Origin of the sequence: Parasphingorhabdus flavimaris (genome assembly GCF_013371215.1) — a bacterium.
GTDB classification, from domain to species: domain Bacteria; phylum Pseudomonadota; class Alphaproteobacteria; order Sphingomonadales; family Sphingomonadaceae; genus Parasphingorhabdus; species Parasphingorhabdus flavimaris.
The window spans coordinates 522,189-537,119 of the sequence record NZ_JABWMH010000002.1 but is presented as its reverse complement, the minus strand read 5'-3'; the positions used below and the strand labels follow the sequence as shown (position 1 = coordinate 537,119).

The window sequence follows — 14,931 nt, the reverse complement described above, 5'->3', positions numbered from 1 at the left end:
CCGCCTGTTTCGATAAATTTACCACGAAAATCGGCCTTCGGTTCGTCGCAGCGACTCGCAAGTGATTGTCTTTAATGCCGGGCTGCGGAACTCGCATCGTCGACAACCGGAGCGGTCGCATGGCTGGCCAGCTCGTCTGCGTCACTCCACTCGATCGGTTCGACCGGCTCGGCCAGTGCCTGGGCGAGCACTTCATCGACATGGCTGAGGGGAATGATCTTCAGCTTTGAAGTAATATTCTCCGGGATCTCGACCAGATCCTTTTCATTGTCGGCCGGGATCAGCACGGTTGTGATCCCGCCTCGCAGCGCCGCGAGCAATTTTTCCTTGAGGCCGCCGATCGGCAATATCCGTCCGCGCAGGGTTACTTCGCCGGTCATCGCCACATCGCGGCGCACCGCAATGCCGGTCAGCGTCGAAACGATCGCGGTGACGATACCGACACCCGCAGACGGGCCGTCCTTCGGAACAGCGCCTTCGGGCAGATGGATATGGATATCCTTGCGGCTGAAGATGCTGGGCTTGATGCCGTAGGAAGGCGCGCGCGCCTTCACAAAGGATAGCGCGGTCTGGATCGATTCATTCATCACGTCGCCCAGCGTACCGGTGGTCTTGATCTGCCCTTTGCCCGATACGGTGACCGATTCAATCGACAGCAGTTCGCCTCCGACTTCGGTCCAGGCGAGGCCGGTTACGGCGCCGACCTGGTTTTCTTCCTCGCCAATGCCATGGCGGTATTTTCTGACGCCGGCATATTCCGCGAGATTGTCGGGGGTGATCTCGACATTCTTGTACTCGCCTTCGAGAATCCGGCGCAGGGCCTTGCGGGCAAGCTTGGCAATTTCGCGTTCGAGCGTCCGGACACCGGCTTCCCGGGTATAATAGCGGATCAGATCACGGAGTGCGTCTTCGCGAAGCGAAAACTCGCCTTTTTTCAGACCATGAGCCTCGATCTGCTTTTCGATCAGATGGCGTTTTGCAATCTCGACCTTCTCGTCTTCCGTATAGCCTTCAAGCCGGATGATCTCCATCCGGTCGAGCAGAGGCTGCGGCAGGTTGAGCGAATTGGCGGTGGTCACGAACATGACGTCGGACAGATCGATGTCGATTTCCAGATAGTGGTCCTGGAACTTGTCATTCTGTTCGGGATCGAGGACTTCGAGCAAAGCCGATGCCGGATCGCCGCGGAAATCCTGACCCAGCTTGTCGATCTCGTCGAGCAGGAACAAGGGGTTGGACGTGCCGGCCTTCTTCAGATTGGAGACAATCTTGCCGGGAAGCGAGCCGATATAGGTTCTGCGATGGCCGCGGATTTCCGCTTCGTCGCGAACGCCACCCAGCGACTGGCGGACAAATTCCCGTCCGGTAGCCCGGGCGATCGACCGACCAAGCGACGTCTTGCCGACGCCGGGAGGACCGACGAGGCACAGGATTGGTCCCTTCAGCTTGTTGGTACGCGTCTGCACCGCCAGATATTCAAGGATCCGTTCCTTGACTTTCTCGAGCGCGAAATGGTCGTCATCGAGAACCTTCTCGGCCTGCTTCAGGTCTTTCTTGAGCCGCGAGGTCTTGCCCCAGGGCAGGCCGAGCAGCACGTCGAGATAATTGCGCGTCACCGTCGCCTCGGCCGACATCGGCTGCATGCCCTTGAGCTTCTTCAGCTCGGCGGTCGCCTTGGCCCTGGCTTCCTTGGAAAGCTTCAGTTCCTTGATTTTCTTGCCGAGTTCGCCGAGTTCGTCGCCCTCGCCATCTTCGCCGTCGCCCAGTTCTTTCTGGATCGCCTTCATCTGCTCGTTGAGATAATATTCGCGCTGGGTCTTCTCCATCTGGCGCTTGACCCGGCCACGGATTTTCTTCTCGACCTGCAATACGCCGAGTTCGCCTTCCATGAAGGCAAACACCATTTCCAGCCGCTTGACAGGATCGCTCTCGATCAACAGGCTCTGCTTGTCGGAAACCTTGACGTTGATATTGGCGGCAACCGCATCGGCGAGGCGAGACGCGTCGTCGATCTCGCCCAGCTGCACGACGGTTTCCGCCGGCATTTTCTTGTTGAGCTTGGAATAATTTTCAAACTGGTCGACGACCGAGCGCATCAGCGCTCCGGCTTCTGCACCCTCGGCAACCTGCTCTTCGAGCAGTTCGATATCGGCCAGTACAAAACCTTCGCTTTTCTCTTCGAGCGACAGATGCCTGGCGCGCTGCTTGCCTTCGACGAGCACGCGAACCGTGCCATCGGGCAGTTTGAGCAACTGCAGGACCGACGCAACCACGCCGAGATCATAAAGCTGATCGCGGGCAGGATCATCTTCCGCCGGATCGAGTTGAGCGACGAGAAAAATTTCCTTGTCCGAATCCATCGCTTGCTCGAGCGCCACCACGGATTTGTCGCGGCCGACAAACAGCGGTACGATCATATTCGGGAACACCACAATATCGCGCAATGGCAATAATGGCAGCGCCTTGGCTTCGGGGGTCGATTTTGCTTCGGACTCGGGCATTTTTACTCCAACATACTGCGCTGAAACAGCGCTTCTGACCACTATATGGTGGCTGCAAGAGACACTTCAAGCGCAATGCGACCGATTGGCAAACAGAGCTAAAAAGGCAGTTTAAAACCTGGGGGTAACTGCATGCCGCTGGTCATCTTGCCCATTTCCTCGCTGCTCACCGTGTCGGCGCGGTTGCGGGCATCGTTGAACGCGGCCGCGACGAGATCTTCCAGCATCTGTTTTTCATCGGCCTTCATTAGGCTGTCGTCGATCGAGACCGACAATATCCGGCCTTTTGCTGTCGCTTTCACCTTGACCAGTCCGCCACCGGCCTGCCCTTCGACTTCAAGGCTATCCAGCTTTTTCTGGGCCTCTTCCATCTGGGTCTGGACCTGTTGCGCGGCTTCCTGCGCGGCTTTCATCATTTCTTCCATCGACTTCATAGCTATGCGCTCCTTGACTCTTGTGGGCGAGAATCTTCATCCTCCAGCAATACGGCATCGGGAAAAGCTTCAAAAGCCGCTTTCACCAGCGGGGCGTCGAGTATCGCCTGCCGCTCGGCGTCTCTGATCTGCTGTTCCCTTTCGACAAGACTGGGCTGCGCCTCGCCCTGCCCTTCGGTAAATTTCCAGTCCCGGCCGGTTTCCTGTCGCAACGCTTCGGTGATTTTCCGGATATCGGAATCACCAATTGCACGGACTGGCTGATAGATGACATTGGGAGCATCAAGCGATATCAGCCGCATGTCGGCGATCAAAATGCTTTCCAGGACAGCGGAGACCCGCCCGACGGCTTTGACAACCTCGGAAAAATCGTTTGGCAGCGCGCCCGCTTGCGGCTCTGGCGTCTCGGTCGGCGCGGGAGCAGGAGCAAGTGGCGTCGTCTGTGCGACAGGTGCTGCCTGTGGCGGTGGTGGCGCAGCCTCCTGCATAGTCGCAGTGCTCGCAGTGACGGACCCGTTTTGCTCCAGCATTTTCGCAAGCTTTCCCGGATCGGGCATATCGCCGGCACAAAGCACCCGCAACAGCGCCATCTCGCAGGCTTCGCGGGGGAGATGCGCCTGCTGGACTTCCTGATAACCCTTGAGCAGCAACTGCCAGAGCCGGTGCAGGACCGGATAGGAGAGCTGTTCGGACCAATCTGCAAATTGCTGCTTGGCGCTGTCGGACAATGTCGGATCACTGGCTCTGCCGACCTTGAACAGGGTCACCTGATGCGACAGCGAGAGCAGGCCGTTCATCAGCGACAAGGGCTCGACGCCGATTTTATATTGCTCGGAGATAGCATCGAGAAGCGCTGCCGAATCTCCTTCGAGCAATTTGGCGAAAAGCCGACGGACCGCGCTCCGGTCCGACAGACCGAGCATATCCCGGATCTGGACAGCTTTCACCTGACCGTCGCCGTCCATATCGGCGTGAGCAATCGCCTGATCGAGGATAGAAAGACCGTCGCGGACCGACCCTTCCGCCGCTTGTGCGATCAGATCGAGCGCTTCCTGCTCGGCGGTCACACCCTCTTTTTCAACGATCATCCCGAAATGTGCGGACAGTTGCTCGGCGCTGATCCGCTTGAGATCGAAACGCTGGCAACGGGACAAAACGGTAATCGGAACCTTGTTGACCTCGGTGGTGGCGAAAATGAACTTCACGTGCGGCGGCGGCTCTTCAAGCGTCTTCAGCAACGCGTTGAAGGCGTTTTTCGACAGCATATGGACTTCGTCGATGATATAGATCTTATAGCGGGCCGAAACCGATGAATAGCGCACCGCTTCGATGATCTCGCGAACATCGTCGACACCGGTATGGCTGGCGGCATCCATCTCGATAACGTCGATAAAGCTGCCTTCGGCGATGCTGCGGCACGGTTCGCATTGACCGCAGGGATCGATCGTCGGACCGCCCTGACCGTCTTCCCCGATGCAGTTCAGCGCCTTTGCAATCAAACGCGCGGTGGAGGTTTTGCCCACTCCGCGGACACCGGTCATCAGGAACGCATGGGCAAGCCGGTCGCGCTTGATCGCATTGGCCAGCGTCTGGACCATTGCGTCCTGGCCGATCAGCTCGGAAAATTTCGAAGGCCTGTATTTGCGCGCCAGCACCCGATAGGGTTGCGCCGCGCCGGGGGCGGGCTGTTCGGGTGCATCGACACCGCCAGCCGCGAAAATATCTTGTGAATCGGACATGTTGAAAGAGTTTAGGCGAGAGGCTCCGGCTTGTCGAAGGCTTTAAGCGCCAAAGCCAAGTCTTGTCCAAATTAGCGACATAATTCGCTGAAAGACTGACTTACATAAAGGTTAGGAGGTTCCAGCCGCGGCCAAAGCATCGCGCTGTTTCAAAGTAGGAGCCGGGCGACCCGCAGAAAAATCGTTACGGCTGCTTCCTTCCGGACCTGACCGGGTTGGCGAACACTACGTCCACCCGACTCCCGCTGCGCATATGGTGGGAGTTTGGTCGAAATGCAAGTCGTTAGACGATCTGCATATTGTGGCTGTCCGCAGGAATGTGGACGGTCAGTCCGTCCAAAGCCGCCGTCAGGGTGATCTGGCAAGCCAATCTACTGGTTCTGCGGGCTGCGGCGGCGAGATCGAGCATATCCTCTTCCATCTCGCTCGCTTCGGGCAACCGGTCAAAATCGGCAGCATCCACAATAACATGACAGGTGGAACAGGCCATTTGCCCTTCGCAGGTGCCTTCCAGCGGCTGGTGATGGATTTGCGCCACGGTCAGCAGATTGTCACCTTCCGATGCCTTGGCAGAAACGGTTGTCTCGCCGTCAGAACTGACAAAATTCACTGTGACATTGGTCATGATAGCTGGCTCTCCGCCGCTTGATTGATCAGATGCGCCGCCTGCTCCACCTCTTCGATCTCATTGTAGCGGCCAAATCCTAGACGGATAGATGATTTTATCTGCGCCGCTTTAAGTCCGAGAGCCGCCAGCACATGGCTCGGCCGTCCCGAACCGCTGGCACAGGCAGAACCGGCAGAAAAGGCGACGCCGCGGACCTCCGACATCAGCCGCGCCACGTCGAGTCCGTCGCGGCGGATATTGAGATTCCCCGGATAGCGCTGATCTACCGCCCCGTTCATCGTCCAGTCGCTGAACAGGCTGCGCGCTTTCGCAGCGAGCCCGGCAATATGGGCCGCGTCCCGTTCACGGCGCTCGGCACAGATTTTTGCAGCCACGCCCAGTCCGACGCACAATGCGGGAGAGAGCGTACCAGACCGCACCCCCTGCTCCTGTCCACCGCCATGGATCAGCGGTGGCAGATTTACACCATCACGAACCCACAGTGCGCCGATTCCCTTGGGCCCGTAAATCTTGTGTCCGGACAGCGCGATCAGGTCAGCCTCTTGCGGAATATCGATCCGGCCAAAGCCCTGCACCGCGTCGCAGAGCATCAAAGCGCCATATTTATGCGCCATCTCTGTAATTTGCTCGACCGGCTGGATCACGCCGATTTCGTTGTTGACCAGCATTGCTCCGACCAATGCGCTTCGAGAAGAAAAACATGCTTCCATATCTTCCATTTTGACCAGACCCTGGTGATCGACCGGGAGCAATTTTGTGTCAAAACCCTGCGTGCCGTACCAAAGCGCGGTGTCGCGCACCGCGGCATGTTCGGTGTCGATGACCGCGATCTGGTCGCGGCCCTCGCCAGATATTCTGCGGACGGCGCCGAACGCGAGATTGATCGCTTCGGTCGCACTTCCGGTGAATATTACGCGCCCGTTAGCGGGCAACAGCGCGGCCAGTTGCTCGCGGGCGACTTCCACCGCCGATGCCGCCTGCCGGCCCATCACATGGGGGCTGTGCGGATTGCCGAAATTGTCCTTGAGCCACGGCAGCATCGCGTCGAAAACCTCCGGCGCGAGCACCGTGGTCGCCTGGTTATCAAGATAGATGGTTGCCATGGGTCCGGTTCAGCTTCCTTTCGCCGCCGCAAATATCGACTGCCATTGCTCTATGAAGGCATAGATATGCGCCCTGCTGGTACCCCGCCCGATACTGACCCGGACGACTTCGCGAGCGACCTGAGCATCCGTGCCCATCGCTTCGAGCACATGGCTGGTCTTGAGCGTTCCCGAAGAGCAGGCGCTCCCGGCGGAGACCGAAAAACCTGCCATGTCGAATTTGATCAGCTGGGTATTCGCAGCGACGCCCGGCATATGATAGCTGGCGATGGTAGCGATGCGGGGAGAATATTCCGCGATCACCGCGCCGCCCGCCTTCTTGATGGCATCGTCGAGATGCTGACGCAATTCCATCGCCCGCCCTGCCCAATTTGCGGGCGCTTCGAGCGCAGCGGTCATCCCCATGATATAGGGCAGATTCTGGGTGCCGGAACGATAGCCTTGCTCCTGACCGCCATCGGCTTCGAGCAGCCTCAGATCCTTTACCAGCAACGCGCCGACACCGGGAGGTCCGCCGAATTTATGGCCGGCCACGATGATCAGATCAGCGTCCGGCAACGGCATCTTCCCGATCGACTGGGAACAGTCGGCCAGAAGATAGCTGCCCCGGTCGCGCACGACTTTGGAAAGGGCATCGAGATCCTGGATCACGCCGGTCTCGTTATTGACCGACTGGATCGCCACCAGCGCCGGCTCCTCGGCGCCCTTCAGCAGATGGTTGAGGTTCATCGGAACCACCGCGCCCCCCATATCAACCGGAATGGTCCTCGCGTTCGGTGCAAATCTCAACACCACGTCATGTTCGACGGGAGAGACATATTGCAGTGCAGGCTTGGATTTGGTCAGAGCGATCTGGACCGCTTCGCTGGCGCCGCTGGTAAAAATCACATCGCCATCCCAGTCGAGGGCCGCCTTGAACCGCCGCCGCGCATTTTCCAGCACCGCCTGCGCCGCACGACCGTCGCCGTGGGGAGAGGATGGATTGGCCCAATTTTCAAAACCCTCCACGCAGGCCCTCTTGGCCTCGTCCAGCATCGGAGCTGTCGCGGCATAGTCGAGATAGATGCGTTTCGTCCCGGTCACCATATTGGCAAAAACTCTCTGCTGTGCTGGATTGAGTTGCGGATTTGTTGACTCTCCCTATATAGGCGACGCATCCAGCGCAAAAGCTATTCTATAATCTCGCGCTCTGGACATTGTAATTTTGAGCGAAGAATTGAAAACCCATGCCAGATGTAGTTTTTACCGGACCCGAAGGCCGCCTCGAAGGCCGTTTCAGCCCAGGACCCCGTGACCGTGCGCCGGTTGCGATGATCCTTCATCCCCACCCGCAAGCCGGTGGGACGATGAACGACCGGATCACCCAGGCGATGTACAAGACATTCGTGAAGCGCGGTTTCGCGACCTTGCGGTTCAATTTCCGCGGCGTCGGCCGTTCGCAGGGCACGTTTGACAACGGGATTGGCGAATTGTCGGATGCTGCATCGGCACTCGACTGGGTACAGAGCTTTCATCCCGAAGCGCAGACCACATGGATCGCCGGCTATAGCTTTGGCGCCTGGATCGGCATGCAACTTCTGATGCGCCGCCCGGAAATCCGAGGATTCATCTCTGTTTCGCCACCTGCGAACATGTATGATTTCAACTTCCTCGCGCCCTGCCCGTCCTCGGGCATCATCATTCAGGGCGTGAACGATGAAGTCGTGACCCCCAGTGCGGTCCAGAAACTGGTCGACAAGCTGCGGACGCAAAAACATATCACAATCCATCACGACGAAATTCCGCGGGCCAACCATTTCTACGAAAATGAAATGGATTTGCTGATGGGCTCGGTCGACAATTATCTCGACATGCGGCTCGCACCGGATTCGCCGATCAAATAGGTTCAGTCCTCGGACTGCGTCGATAACGGCTGATTGCTGTCCGGGACAGGAATCAGCCCAATCCCCACATTTGCGAACATCACGGCGGCGGCGGCAAGCATCAGCCAGCCCTGCTTTTTGCTTTCGCCCTTTCGCAGCACAAAAATTCCGCCTGCAAGCAGCGCGGCTCCGGCGAGCATCAATATCGACAAGATCAGGTTGGACATGCTGCGATGATTACGGATGGATCGGCAGGCTGACAATCCATTGTTTGGATGGTTTTCCGGATTGGTCGCGGGATCAGGCCTCTTTCATTACCAATTACGGGGCGGCTGTTCCGGCCAGGATTGCCTTTACCGGCGATTGCGGTTAGAACATATAAAGAACAAAAGGATCGACGAAGGAGATACGGAATTGGCCGCGTGATTTCCGACCCCGCCCTGCTCATCGTAGCGCCCATGATGAACGGGTTTGATCTGGCGCATTTCCCCTGGCCCCGCGCAGCCGGAGACAGATTGCTGGTCAACGGCGCCAAGTTCGACGATCTGGACATGCTGGAAGTCATTGTCGATGGCATGCCATTCCTTCTTTCCCGCTTGTCCGCCGAAGAAACCCGCCAGAAATTTGCCGACGAAAGTTTCAGGCCGCTATCCGGCGACCTTCCCTACCCGGACGGTTCAGCCATTGGCATAGGCCCGAGGGACATCGTGACCAGCGCCAGGCATCTGCCCGAAATCAACTGTCGCCTGCTGATGCTCGGCAAATGGATCGGGACAATTCTGGCAGCCACAGCCGCGGCATGGGGTCCATCCGGCGGACTGGTGCACTTTGCCGACTATGACAAAGCGGTCAGCGACTATCTGGCCGGCGGGCCATTTCCGCCAGATTTTCAGATTTGCTTCGCCGAAGAGAGAAAGGGCCGCTTCTTAACCCGCGGACTCGCCTATTTCGCAGACCGGGAAATCCGTCTGTCCGTAGGTACGGACTATGAGGCTTCCGATGTCGCCGAGCAGCTCGCTCGCATCGTCGATGATATCGTGACGCACGGAAAAATCGATATTCCCGGCTCACCACGCACCTCGATCAAGAGGCATCCGCTATCGGGCTCGGACGGTGACGATCATGGCTATTTCGATATCAGTTTCGAAAGCCAACCGACCATCACCGGCTAGAGACAGCTATCAGGCGGCGGTAGGCGCCGCTTGGCGTACATTCTGATCGACATGCTCGGCAAATTGTTCGAAATTGTCGATGAACAATTTGACCAGCTTTTGCGCTGTTTCATCATAAGCGCTCGTATCTGACCAGGTCGACCGAGGGTCGAGGATGGCGCTGTCGACACCCGGCACCGACACCGGCACTTCAAAGCCGAAATTCTCGTCGATCCGGAATTCGCCGTTGTTGAGGCTGCCGTCCAGCGCCGCATTCAGCAATGCGCGAGTCGCCTTGATCGGCATACGGCTGCCTTCGCCATATTTTCCGCCGGTCCAGCCGGTATTGACCAGCCAGCAGCGAACGCCGCCCTTGGCGATCCGTTCCTTGAGGAGATTGCCGTAGACCGAAGGATGGCGCGGCATGAACGGCGCACCGAAACAGGTCGAGAACGTTGCTTCCGGCTCGGTAACACCGATTTCGGTGCCAGCGACCTTGGCGGTATATCCGGAGAGGAAATGATACATCGCCTGCTCGGGTGTCAACCGCGATATCGGAGGCAATACGCCGAACGCATCGGCGGTCAGCATGATGATATTCTTGGGCACCGGACCCATGTTTTTTTCGGAAGTGTTGGGGATGAAATCGATCGGGTAAGCGCCACGGGTATTTTCCGCTTTGCTGTTGTCATCGAGATCCAGTTCCCGGGTTTCGGGGTCCATCACGACATTTTCAAGCACGGTTCCGAACCGGCGTGTGGTTGCAAAAATTTCCGGCTCAGCTTCTTCGGACAGGCGGATCATCTTGGCGTAGCAGCCGCCTTCGAAGTTGAAGACTGCGGTATCCGACCAGCCATGCTCGTCGTCGCCGATCAGCACGCGGCTGGCATCAGCCGACAGCGTGGTTTTTCCGGTTCCCGACAGGCCGAAGAAAATGGCGGTATCGCCTTCCGGACCCATATTGGCAGAGCAATGCATCGGCATCACCGAGTCGAGCGGCAGCAGATAGTTGAGCAGGCCGAACACGGACTTCTTCATTTCGCCGGCATAAGCTGTGCCACCGATCAAGATCAGCTTCTCGGTCAGGTTCACCGCGATCACGGTTTCGCTACGCGTGCCGTGACGTTCCGGATCGGCCTTGAAGCTTGGCAGATCGATGATCGTATATTCGGGGACGAAAGCCGCGAGTTCTTCGGCATCGGGCCGCACCAGCATCGTGCGGATGAACAGATTGTGCCAGGCCAGTTCGTTGATGATCCGGACATTGACCCGGTGTTCCGGCTGCGAACCACCGAAAAGATCCTGGACGAACAGCGTATCTTTCTCGGCCAGAGCGGCAAGGAAATCTTCTTTCAGCGCGGCGAAATGATCGGGCGTCATCCCGACGTTGGTTTTTCCCCACCATACGCTGTCTTCGGTTTCCCCGTCGCGCACGATGAATTTGTCATTGGCAGAGCGACCGGTGTGTTTGCCGGTTTCGACGACCAGCGGACCGTCTTTGGCCAAATGGCCCTCACCGCGAGAAACGGCGGCTTCGACCAGCGCCGGGGCACCAAGGTTCCAGTGTTGCTCGCCCGAATTGGCAAAGCCCTGATCTTTTAACGACACAGACGAAATATTTGACACTGGAAATCCCCTAAAGCTTGAAACAGGTTGAGGTCACGCCGATCTGGCAATTTGGAATGGCGCTTACTGAACCAAGTCGAGTCGGTCAAATTTCTTGCTGCCGACCATATTAAATATTCTCGAAATCCGGACAGATCACGACTTTGTTTCTCGAAACCGACACCGACAAGTTGTCTTGTAACCTACTATCCCATCCACTAGGTCAAATCCAGCGCGAGCGGCAAAGGAACGCAAATTTATGGCAGCCAATATTGCTCTTGTCGATGATGACCGCAATATTTTGACCTCTGTATCCATCGCGATGCAGGCGGAAGGTTTTATCACACGCGTCTATTCGGACAGCGAAGCGGCACTTCATGCGATATTGGAGAATCCGCCGGACCTCGCAATATTCGACATAAAGATGCCGAAGATGGACGGGCTCGAGCTGCTCAGAAAAGTGCGCGAGAAATCGAACTTGCCAGTCATATTCCTGACGTCGAAAGATGAAGAGCTCGACGAAGCGCTGGGCCTCGCGATGGGAGCCGACGACTATATCAAGAAGCCATTCTCGCAACGCCTGCTGATCGCCCGGGTCAAATCCATCCTGCGACGGACGGAATTTATCAAGTCGCTCGAGGAAGGTCAGGATGACGAATCGGCAGAACCGATCGTCCGCGGCAGTCTGGAAATGGATCCGGCGCGGCATCTGGTACGGTGGAAGGACGCGAACGTGACCCTGACCGTGACCGAATTCATGATTCTGGAAACATTGGCGCATCGGCCCGGCGTGGTAAAAAGCCGCAACCAGTTGATGGATGCCGCCTATCAGGATGACGTCTATGTCGACGACCGGACCATCGACAGTCACATCAAACGACTGCGACGAAAATTTCGCGAAGTTGACGCTGAATTTGATGCAATAGATACGCTATATGGAGCCGGATATCGCTACACAGAATGATAGCGGACAAGATAGTGAAAGTGGCCTCTCGCTTCGCTGGTCGGCGCGCCTTTCGCTGACAACCCGCATATTGGTCGTCAATGTCCTGGCGATTGCGCTGCTGGCAGGCGGCCTGTTCTATCTCAACAATTATCGGGACCGGCTCACTGAAGAACGGCTGACCCAGGCGCGGCTGCAACTGACGATCGTCGCCGATGCCCTGTCCTCGGGAGATATCGCGAACCGAGATGCCCTGGTCGAACAATTTGCCAGCCATCTGGGCGCCCGGCTGAGGCTTTACGCGCCGGATGGCAGGAAAGTCATCGACAGTTTCGAGCTTGCAGAGCCGACCTATCAATTCGTCGACCCGGACGCCGAGCCGTTGCGCAAGGACGCGGCCCGGATGCTCGACAAGACCATCGAGAGCGTCGTCTTCACGACCCAGATTCCGAATTTCAGCGAGCCTGCCAATGATGTAGCCGGGGCCTGGTCCGAACTCGAGACAGCCGAGCGCAAATCAGCTGCGGTCAGCTCAGTCAGCTATGCGCCGGACCGCACGCCGGTGATTGTAGCTGGAAAGTCGCTGCCGGACGGCGCCGGTTCGATTCTGCTCACCGCCAATGCGCGCGACATCACGCGGATCGTCAGGGCCGAACGGGCGAGCGTGTTGCTGGTAATATTGGTTGCTGCGACAATCTCGATCCTGCTGTCTCTTTTTCTCGCTCGCACCATTGTCAGGCCGATTAGAAAACTGGCTGTCGCCGCTGTCCGCGTCCGCATGGGTCGATCAGACGAGATCGCGATACCCCGGATGCCGGGCCGGCGCGACGAAATCGGGCAGTTGAGCCGCGCCCTGTCCGACATGAGCGCTGCCCTGCGCCACCGGATCGACGCGACCGAGGCTTTCGCCGCCGATGTCAGCCATGAAATCAAGAACCCCCTCGCCTCCTTGCGATCAGCGCTGGAAGGGCTGGAACGGGTCGATGATCCCGATCTGCAAAAACAGCTGCTTGACGTCGCCAATGACGATGTTCGCCGCATAGACCGGTTGATCAACGATATCTCCGATGCCTCGCGCGTCGATGCCGAGCTTGCCAGAGCCAAGTTCGAACCGATTGATATCGGCAAGATGCTGGAGCAATTGCTCGCCGCTCGCGAACAGCGGACCTCCAATCTCGGGGTTCATATCGCCTTCGCGCGGCCGGCAAAGGATGTTGCAAAGGTGATGGGTGACGGCGGTCGTCTCGAGCGCGTGTTCGGCAATCTGCTGGACAATGCCGTATCCTTCTCGCCCGAAGGCGGTCTGGTCGAGATTCTGGCCACGCCCGATGGTGACGAAATTGTCATCCATATCGCCGACCAGGGGCCTGGCGTTGCGCCTGATCAAAGAGAGCAGGTCTTTCAGCGTTTCCACTCCGACCGTCCGGATGGCGAGGCTTTTGGCAAGCACAGCGGCCTCGGACTGGCGATCGCGAAGACCATCGTCGAAGGGCATCAGGGCGAGATCCGTATTCTCGATCGCGACGGCGGAGAGTCTGGTGCCTGTTTTGAAATCCGGCTGCCGAAGGCCCTGTGATGACAGATGCTCCCGAACAGCACAGCCAATTGACAACCCATGCGACGGCGATCGCGATCTCCGGTGCGGGGGTGATGATATGCGGAATATCCGGGTCGGGAAAGTCGGATCTGGCGCTCCGCCTCATCGATCGCGGCGGCATTCTGATCAGCGACGATTATGTCGAGATTCAACGCAGGAAAGATGATTTGTTGCTTCGTTCTCCAGCCAATATCGCGGGCAAACTGGAAATCCGTTCTCTGGGCATTATGCAATGCGACCATATGACCGACGTCCCGCTGAAAATGGTCGTCGATTTGAAAGCGGCTCCCGATCGTTTCCCGCTCGAGAGACAGGTCAGGAATTTGCTGGGAATAAATATTCCGTTCTGTACACTGGACGCCATGGAAAGCAGCGCGCCAATCAAGGTAGAATGGGCCTTGCGCCGGATATTGGGGGATAGTGTCAGCCAATGACCGAGCGCTCCGCCAAACGTGTTTTGCTGGTCACCGGCCTGTCCGGCGCTGGCAAGACCACAGCTCTGAAAACGATGGAAGACATCGGCTGGGAAACGGTCGACAATTTTCCCTTTCGACTGGTCGAAAGCCTCTTGAACACGCCCCCGTCGAGCTCGCGCGATGACAATGACCAGCCACTGGCGCTCGGGTTCGATAGCCGGACCCGGGGGTTTGAACCGGACAAGCTGATCAACAGCATCAAACGCCTGCAGAAAAAGCCGGGCTATCTGATCTCGACCCTGTTTCTCGATTGCGCTGGCGCGGAACTGGAGCGGCGCTATGCGGAGACCCGCCGGCGGCATCCGTTGGCCCTGGACCGGCCTGCCAAAGACGGCATCGCCCATGAACGGACATTGCTCGCGCCATTTCGTCGCTGGGCGGACCATGTTATCGACACCAGCGACCTGACCGCCAACGACCTTCAGCGCGAAATCCGGGAGCATTTCTCGCTCGACAAGGACGCTGCGACAACGATCACCATCACCAGCTTCGGTTTTTCCAGAGGCCTGCCGAACAATATCGATCTGCTCTTCGATGTCCGCTTCCTGGCCAACCCGTTCTGGGTGCCCGAGCTCAAGCAAAAGACCGGCCTCGATCCGGAAGTCGCCGAATATGTCAGCAAGGACCCTGCCTATGCCGAGGCAATCGAGAAGATAATGGACATGCTCACATTTCTGCTTCCGCGCTATCAGGAAGCCGGTAAGGCCTACGTCAACATAGGGATTGGCTGCACTGGTGGCCGTCACAGATCGGTACATGTTGCCGAGCGTCTGAGCAAAGACTTGCGTAGTGCTGGATTTTCGCCCAATGTCCTCCATCGCAACCTGGCATCACCGCCGATGGAAGCGCTGGAATCCATGCAGAAATTGAACGGGAACAGGGGAATTTAATC

General features: G+C 57.8%; 14 protein-coding genes and 1 other RNA gene. 6 read left to right on the top strand and 9 right to left on the bottom strand.

The annotated features are described in order from the left end of the window. Window positions 1–71: 71 nt before the first annotated feature. From lon to HUO14_RS07230, 7 genes are all read right to left on the bottom strand, one after another. Complete coding sequence (lon, locus tag HUO14_RS07260) at window positions 72–2,501, bottom strand: endopeptidase La (RefSeq protein WP_176279195.1); 2,430 nt, start codon at window positions 2,499–2,501, stop codon at window positions 72–74. 98 nt (window positions 2,502–2,599) lie between these two features. Beyond that, window positions 2,600–2,935 carry a YbaB/EbfC family nucleoid-associated protein gene (locus HUO14_RS07255; RefSeq protein ID WP_100094914.1) on the bottom strand — a complete coding sequence of 112 codons (336 nt, stop codon included), beginning with the start codon at window positions 2,933–2,935 and terminating at the stop codon, window positions 2,600–2,602. A 2-nt stretch (window positions 2,936–2,937) separates the two neighbouring features. After that, window positions 2,938–4,674: a DNA polymerase III subunit gamma/tau gene (locus HUO14_RS07250; RefSeq protein ID WP_176279194.1), complete on the bottom strand. Its 1,737-nt coding sequence runs from the start codon at window positions 4,672–4,674 to the stop codon at window positions 2,938–2,940. 151 nt (window positions 4,675–4,825) lie between these two features. After that, an RNA gene (ffs, locus tag HUO14_RS07245) (signal recognition particle sRNA small type) lies at window positions 4,826–4,920 on the bottom strand. Window positions 4,921–4,957: 37 nt separating this feature from the next. Beyond that, window positions 4,958–5,299 (bottom strand): 2Fe-2S iron-sulfur cluster-binding protein, encoded by a 342-nt coding sequence (locus HUO14_RS07240; RefSeq protein WP_176279193.1) that lies wholly within the window; start codon window positions 5,297–5,299, stop codon window positions 4,958–4,960. Further along, window positions 5,296–6,405, bottom strand: a complete 1,110-nt coding sequence (locus HUO14_RS07235; protein WP_176279192.1) for a cysteine desulfurase family protein — start codon at window positions 6,403–6,405, stop codon at window positions 5,296–5,298. Before HUO14_RS07235 ends, HUO14_RS07240 begins: the two co-directional genes overlap by 4 nt. A gap of 9 nt (window positions 6,406–6,414) precedes the next feature. Continuing rightward, complete coding sequence (locus tag HUO14_RS07230; protein ID WP_176279191.1) at window positions 6,415–7,491, bottom strand: cysteine desulfurase family protein; 1,077 nt, start codon at window positions 7,489–7,491, stop codon at window positions 6,415–6,417. 140 nt (window positions 7,492–7,631) lie between these two features. On the opposite strand from HUO14_RS07230, the gene HUO14_RS07225 reads away from it, so the two are divergent. Continuing rightward, entirely contained in the window at window positions 7,632–8,288 is a 657-nt protein-coding gene (locus HUO14_RS07225) for an alpha/beta hydrolase (RefSeq protein WP_176279190.1), read from the top strand. Window positions 8,289–8,290: 2 nt separating this feature from the next. Here the strand turns inward: HUO14_RS07225 and HUO14_RS07220 are convergent, their stop codons facing one another. Next, window positions 8,291–8,494, bottom strand: a complete 204-nt coding sequence (locus HUO14_RS07220) for a hypothetical protein (RefSeq protein WP_176279189.1) — start codon at window positions 8,492–8,494, stop codon at window positions 8,291–8,293. 195 nt (window positions 8,495–8,689) lie between these two features. On the opposite strand from HUO14_RS07220, the gene HUO14_RS07215 reads away from it, so the two are divergent. Next, window positions 8,690–9,439: a hypothetical protein gene (locus HUO14_RS07215; RefSeq protein WP_176279188.1), complete on the top strand. Its 750-nt coding sequence runs from the start codon at window positions 8,690–8,692 to the stop codon at window positions 9,437–9,439. Between the two features lie 9 nt (window positions 9,440–9,448). Here the strand turns inward: HUO14_RS07215 and HUO14_RS07210 are convergent, their stop codons facing one another. After that, window positions 9,449–11,035: a phosphoenolpyruvate carboxykinase gene (locus HUO14_RS07210; RefSeq protein ID WP_425500481.1), complete on the bottom strand. Its 1,587-nt coding sequence runs from the start codon at window positions 11,033–11,035 to the stop codon at window positions 9,449–9,451. A gap of 247 nt (window positions 11,036–11,282) precedes the next feature. Here HUO14_RS07210 and HUO14_RS07205 point away from each other — a divergent pair, with 247 nt between their 5' ends. Genes HUO14_RS07205 through rapZ form a run of 4 tightly spaced genes read left to right on the top strand, consistent with a single transcriptional unit; the run spans window position 11,283 to window position 14,929 of the window. Next, the gene (locus HUO14_RS07205) at window positions 11,283–11,987 is read left to right on the top strand and encodes a response regulator transcription factor (protein WP_176279186.1); all 705 of its coding nucleotides are present in this window, start codon (window positions 11,283–11,285) and stop codon (window positions 11,985–11,987) included. Next, complete coding sequence (locus HUO14_RS07200) at window positions 11,959–13,542, top strand: ATP-binding protein (protein ID WP_176279185.1); 1,584 nt, start codon at window positions 11,959–11,961, stop codon at window positions 13,540–13,542. Before HUO14_RS07205 ends, HUO14_RS07200 begins: the two co-directional genes overlap by 29 nt. Continuing rightward, window positions 13,542–13,997, top strand: a complete 456-nt coding sequence (locus tag HUO14_RS07195) for an HPr kinase/phosphorylase (RefSeq protein ID WP_176279184.1) — start codon at window positions 13,542–13,544, stop codon at window positions 13,995–13,997. Before HUO14_RS07200 ends, HUO14_RS07195 begins: the two co-directional genes overlap by 1 nt. Continuing rightward, window positions 13,994–14,929 carry an RNase adapter RapZ gene (gene rapZ, locus HUO14_RS07190; protein WP_176279183.1) on the top strand — a complete coding sequence of 312 codons (936 nt, stop codon included), beginning with the start codon at window positions 13,994–13,996 and terminating at the stop codon, window positions 14,927–14,929. Before HUO14_RS07195 ends, rapZ begins: the two co-directional genes overlap by 4 nt. Window positions 14,930–14,931 lie beyond the last annotated feature (2 nt).

Bases quoted from the DNA above. Each gene is read 5' to 3' on its own strand.
- lon (WP_176279195.1), bottom strand. From the start codon at position 2,501: ATGCCCGAGTCCGAAGCAAAATCGACCCCCGAAGCCAAGGCGCTGCCA.
- HUO14_RS07255 (WP_100094914.1), bottom strand. From the start codon at position 2,935: ATGAAGTCGATGGAAGAAATGATGAAAGCCGCGCAGGAAGCCGCGCAA.
- HUO14_RS07250 (WP_176279194.1), bottom strand. From the start codon at position 4,674: ATGTCCGATTCACAAGATATTTTCGCGGCTGGCGGTGTCGATGCACCC.
- HUO14_RS07240 (WP_176279193.1), bottom strand. From the start codon at position 5,299: ATGACCAATGTCACAGTGAATTTTGTCAGTTCTGACGGCGAGACAACC.
- HUO14_RS07235 (WP_176279192.1), bottom strand. From the start codon at position 6,405: ATGGCAACCATCTATCTTGATAACCAGGCGACCACGGTGCTCGCGCCG.
- HUO14_RS07230 (WP_176279191.1), bottom strand. From the start codon at position 7,491: ATGGTGACCGGGACGAAACGCATCTATCTCGACTATGCCGCGACAGCT.
- HUO14_RS07225 (WP_176279190.1), top strand. From the start codon at position 7,632: ATGCCAGATGTAGTTTTTACCGGACCCGAAGGCCGCCTCGAAGGCCGT.
- HUO14_RS07220 (WP_176279189.1), bottom strand. From the start codon at position 8,494: ATGTCCAACCTGATCTTGTCGATATTGATGCTCGCCGGAGCCGCGCTG.
- HUO14_RS07205 (WP_176279186.1), top strand. From the start codon at position 11,283: ATGGCAGCCAATATTGCTCTTGTCGATGATGACCGCAATATTTTGACC.
- HUO14_RS07200 (WP_176279185.1), top strand. From the start codon at position 11,959: ATGGAGCCGGATATCGCTACACAGAATGATAGCGGACAAGATAGTGAA.
- HUO14_RS07195 (WP_176279184.1), top strand. From the start codon at position 13,542: ATGACAGATGCTCCCGAACAGCACAGCCAATTGACAACCCATGCGACG.
- rapZ (WP_176279183.1), top strand. From the start codon at position 13,994: ATGACCGAGCGCTCCGCCAAACGTGTTTTGCTGGTCACCGGCCTGTCC.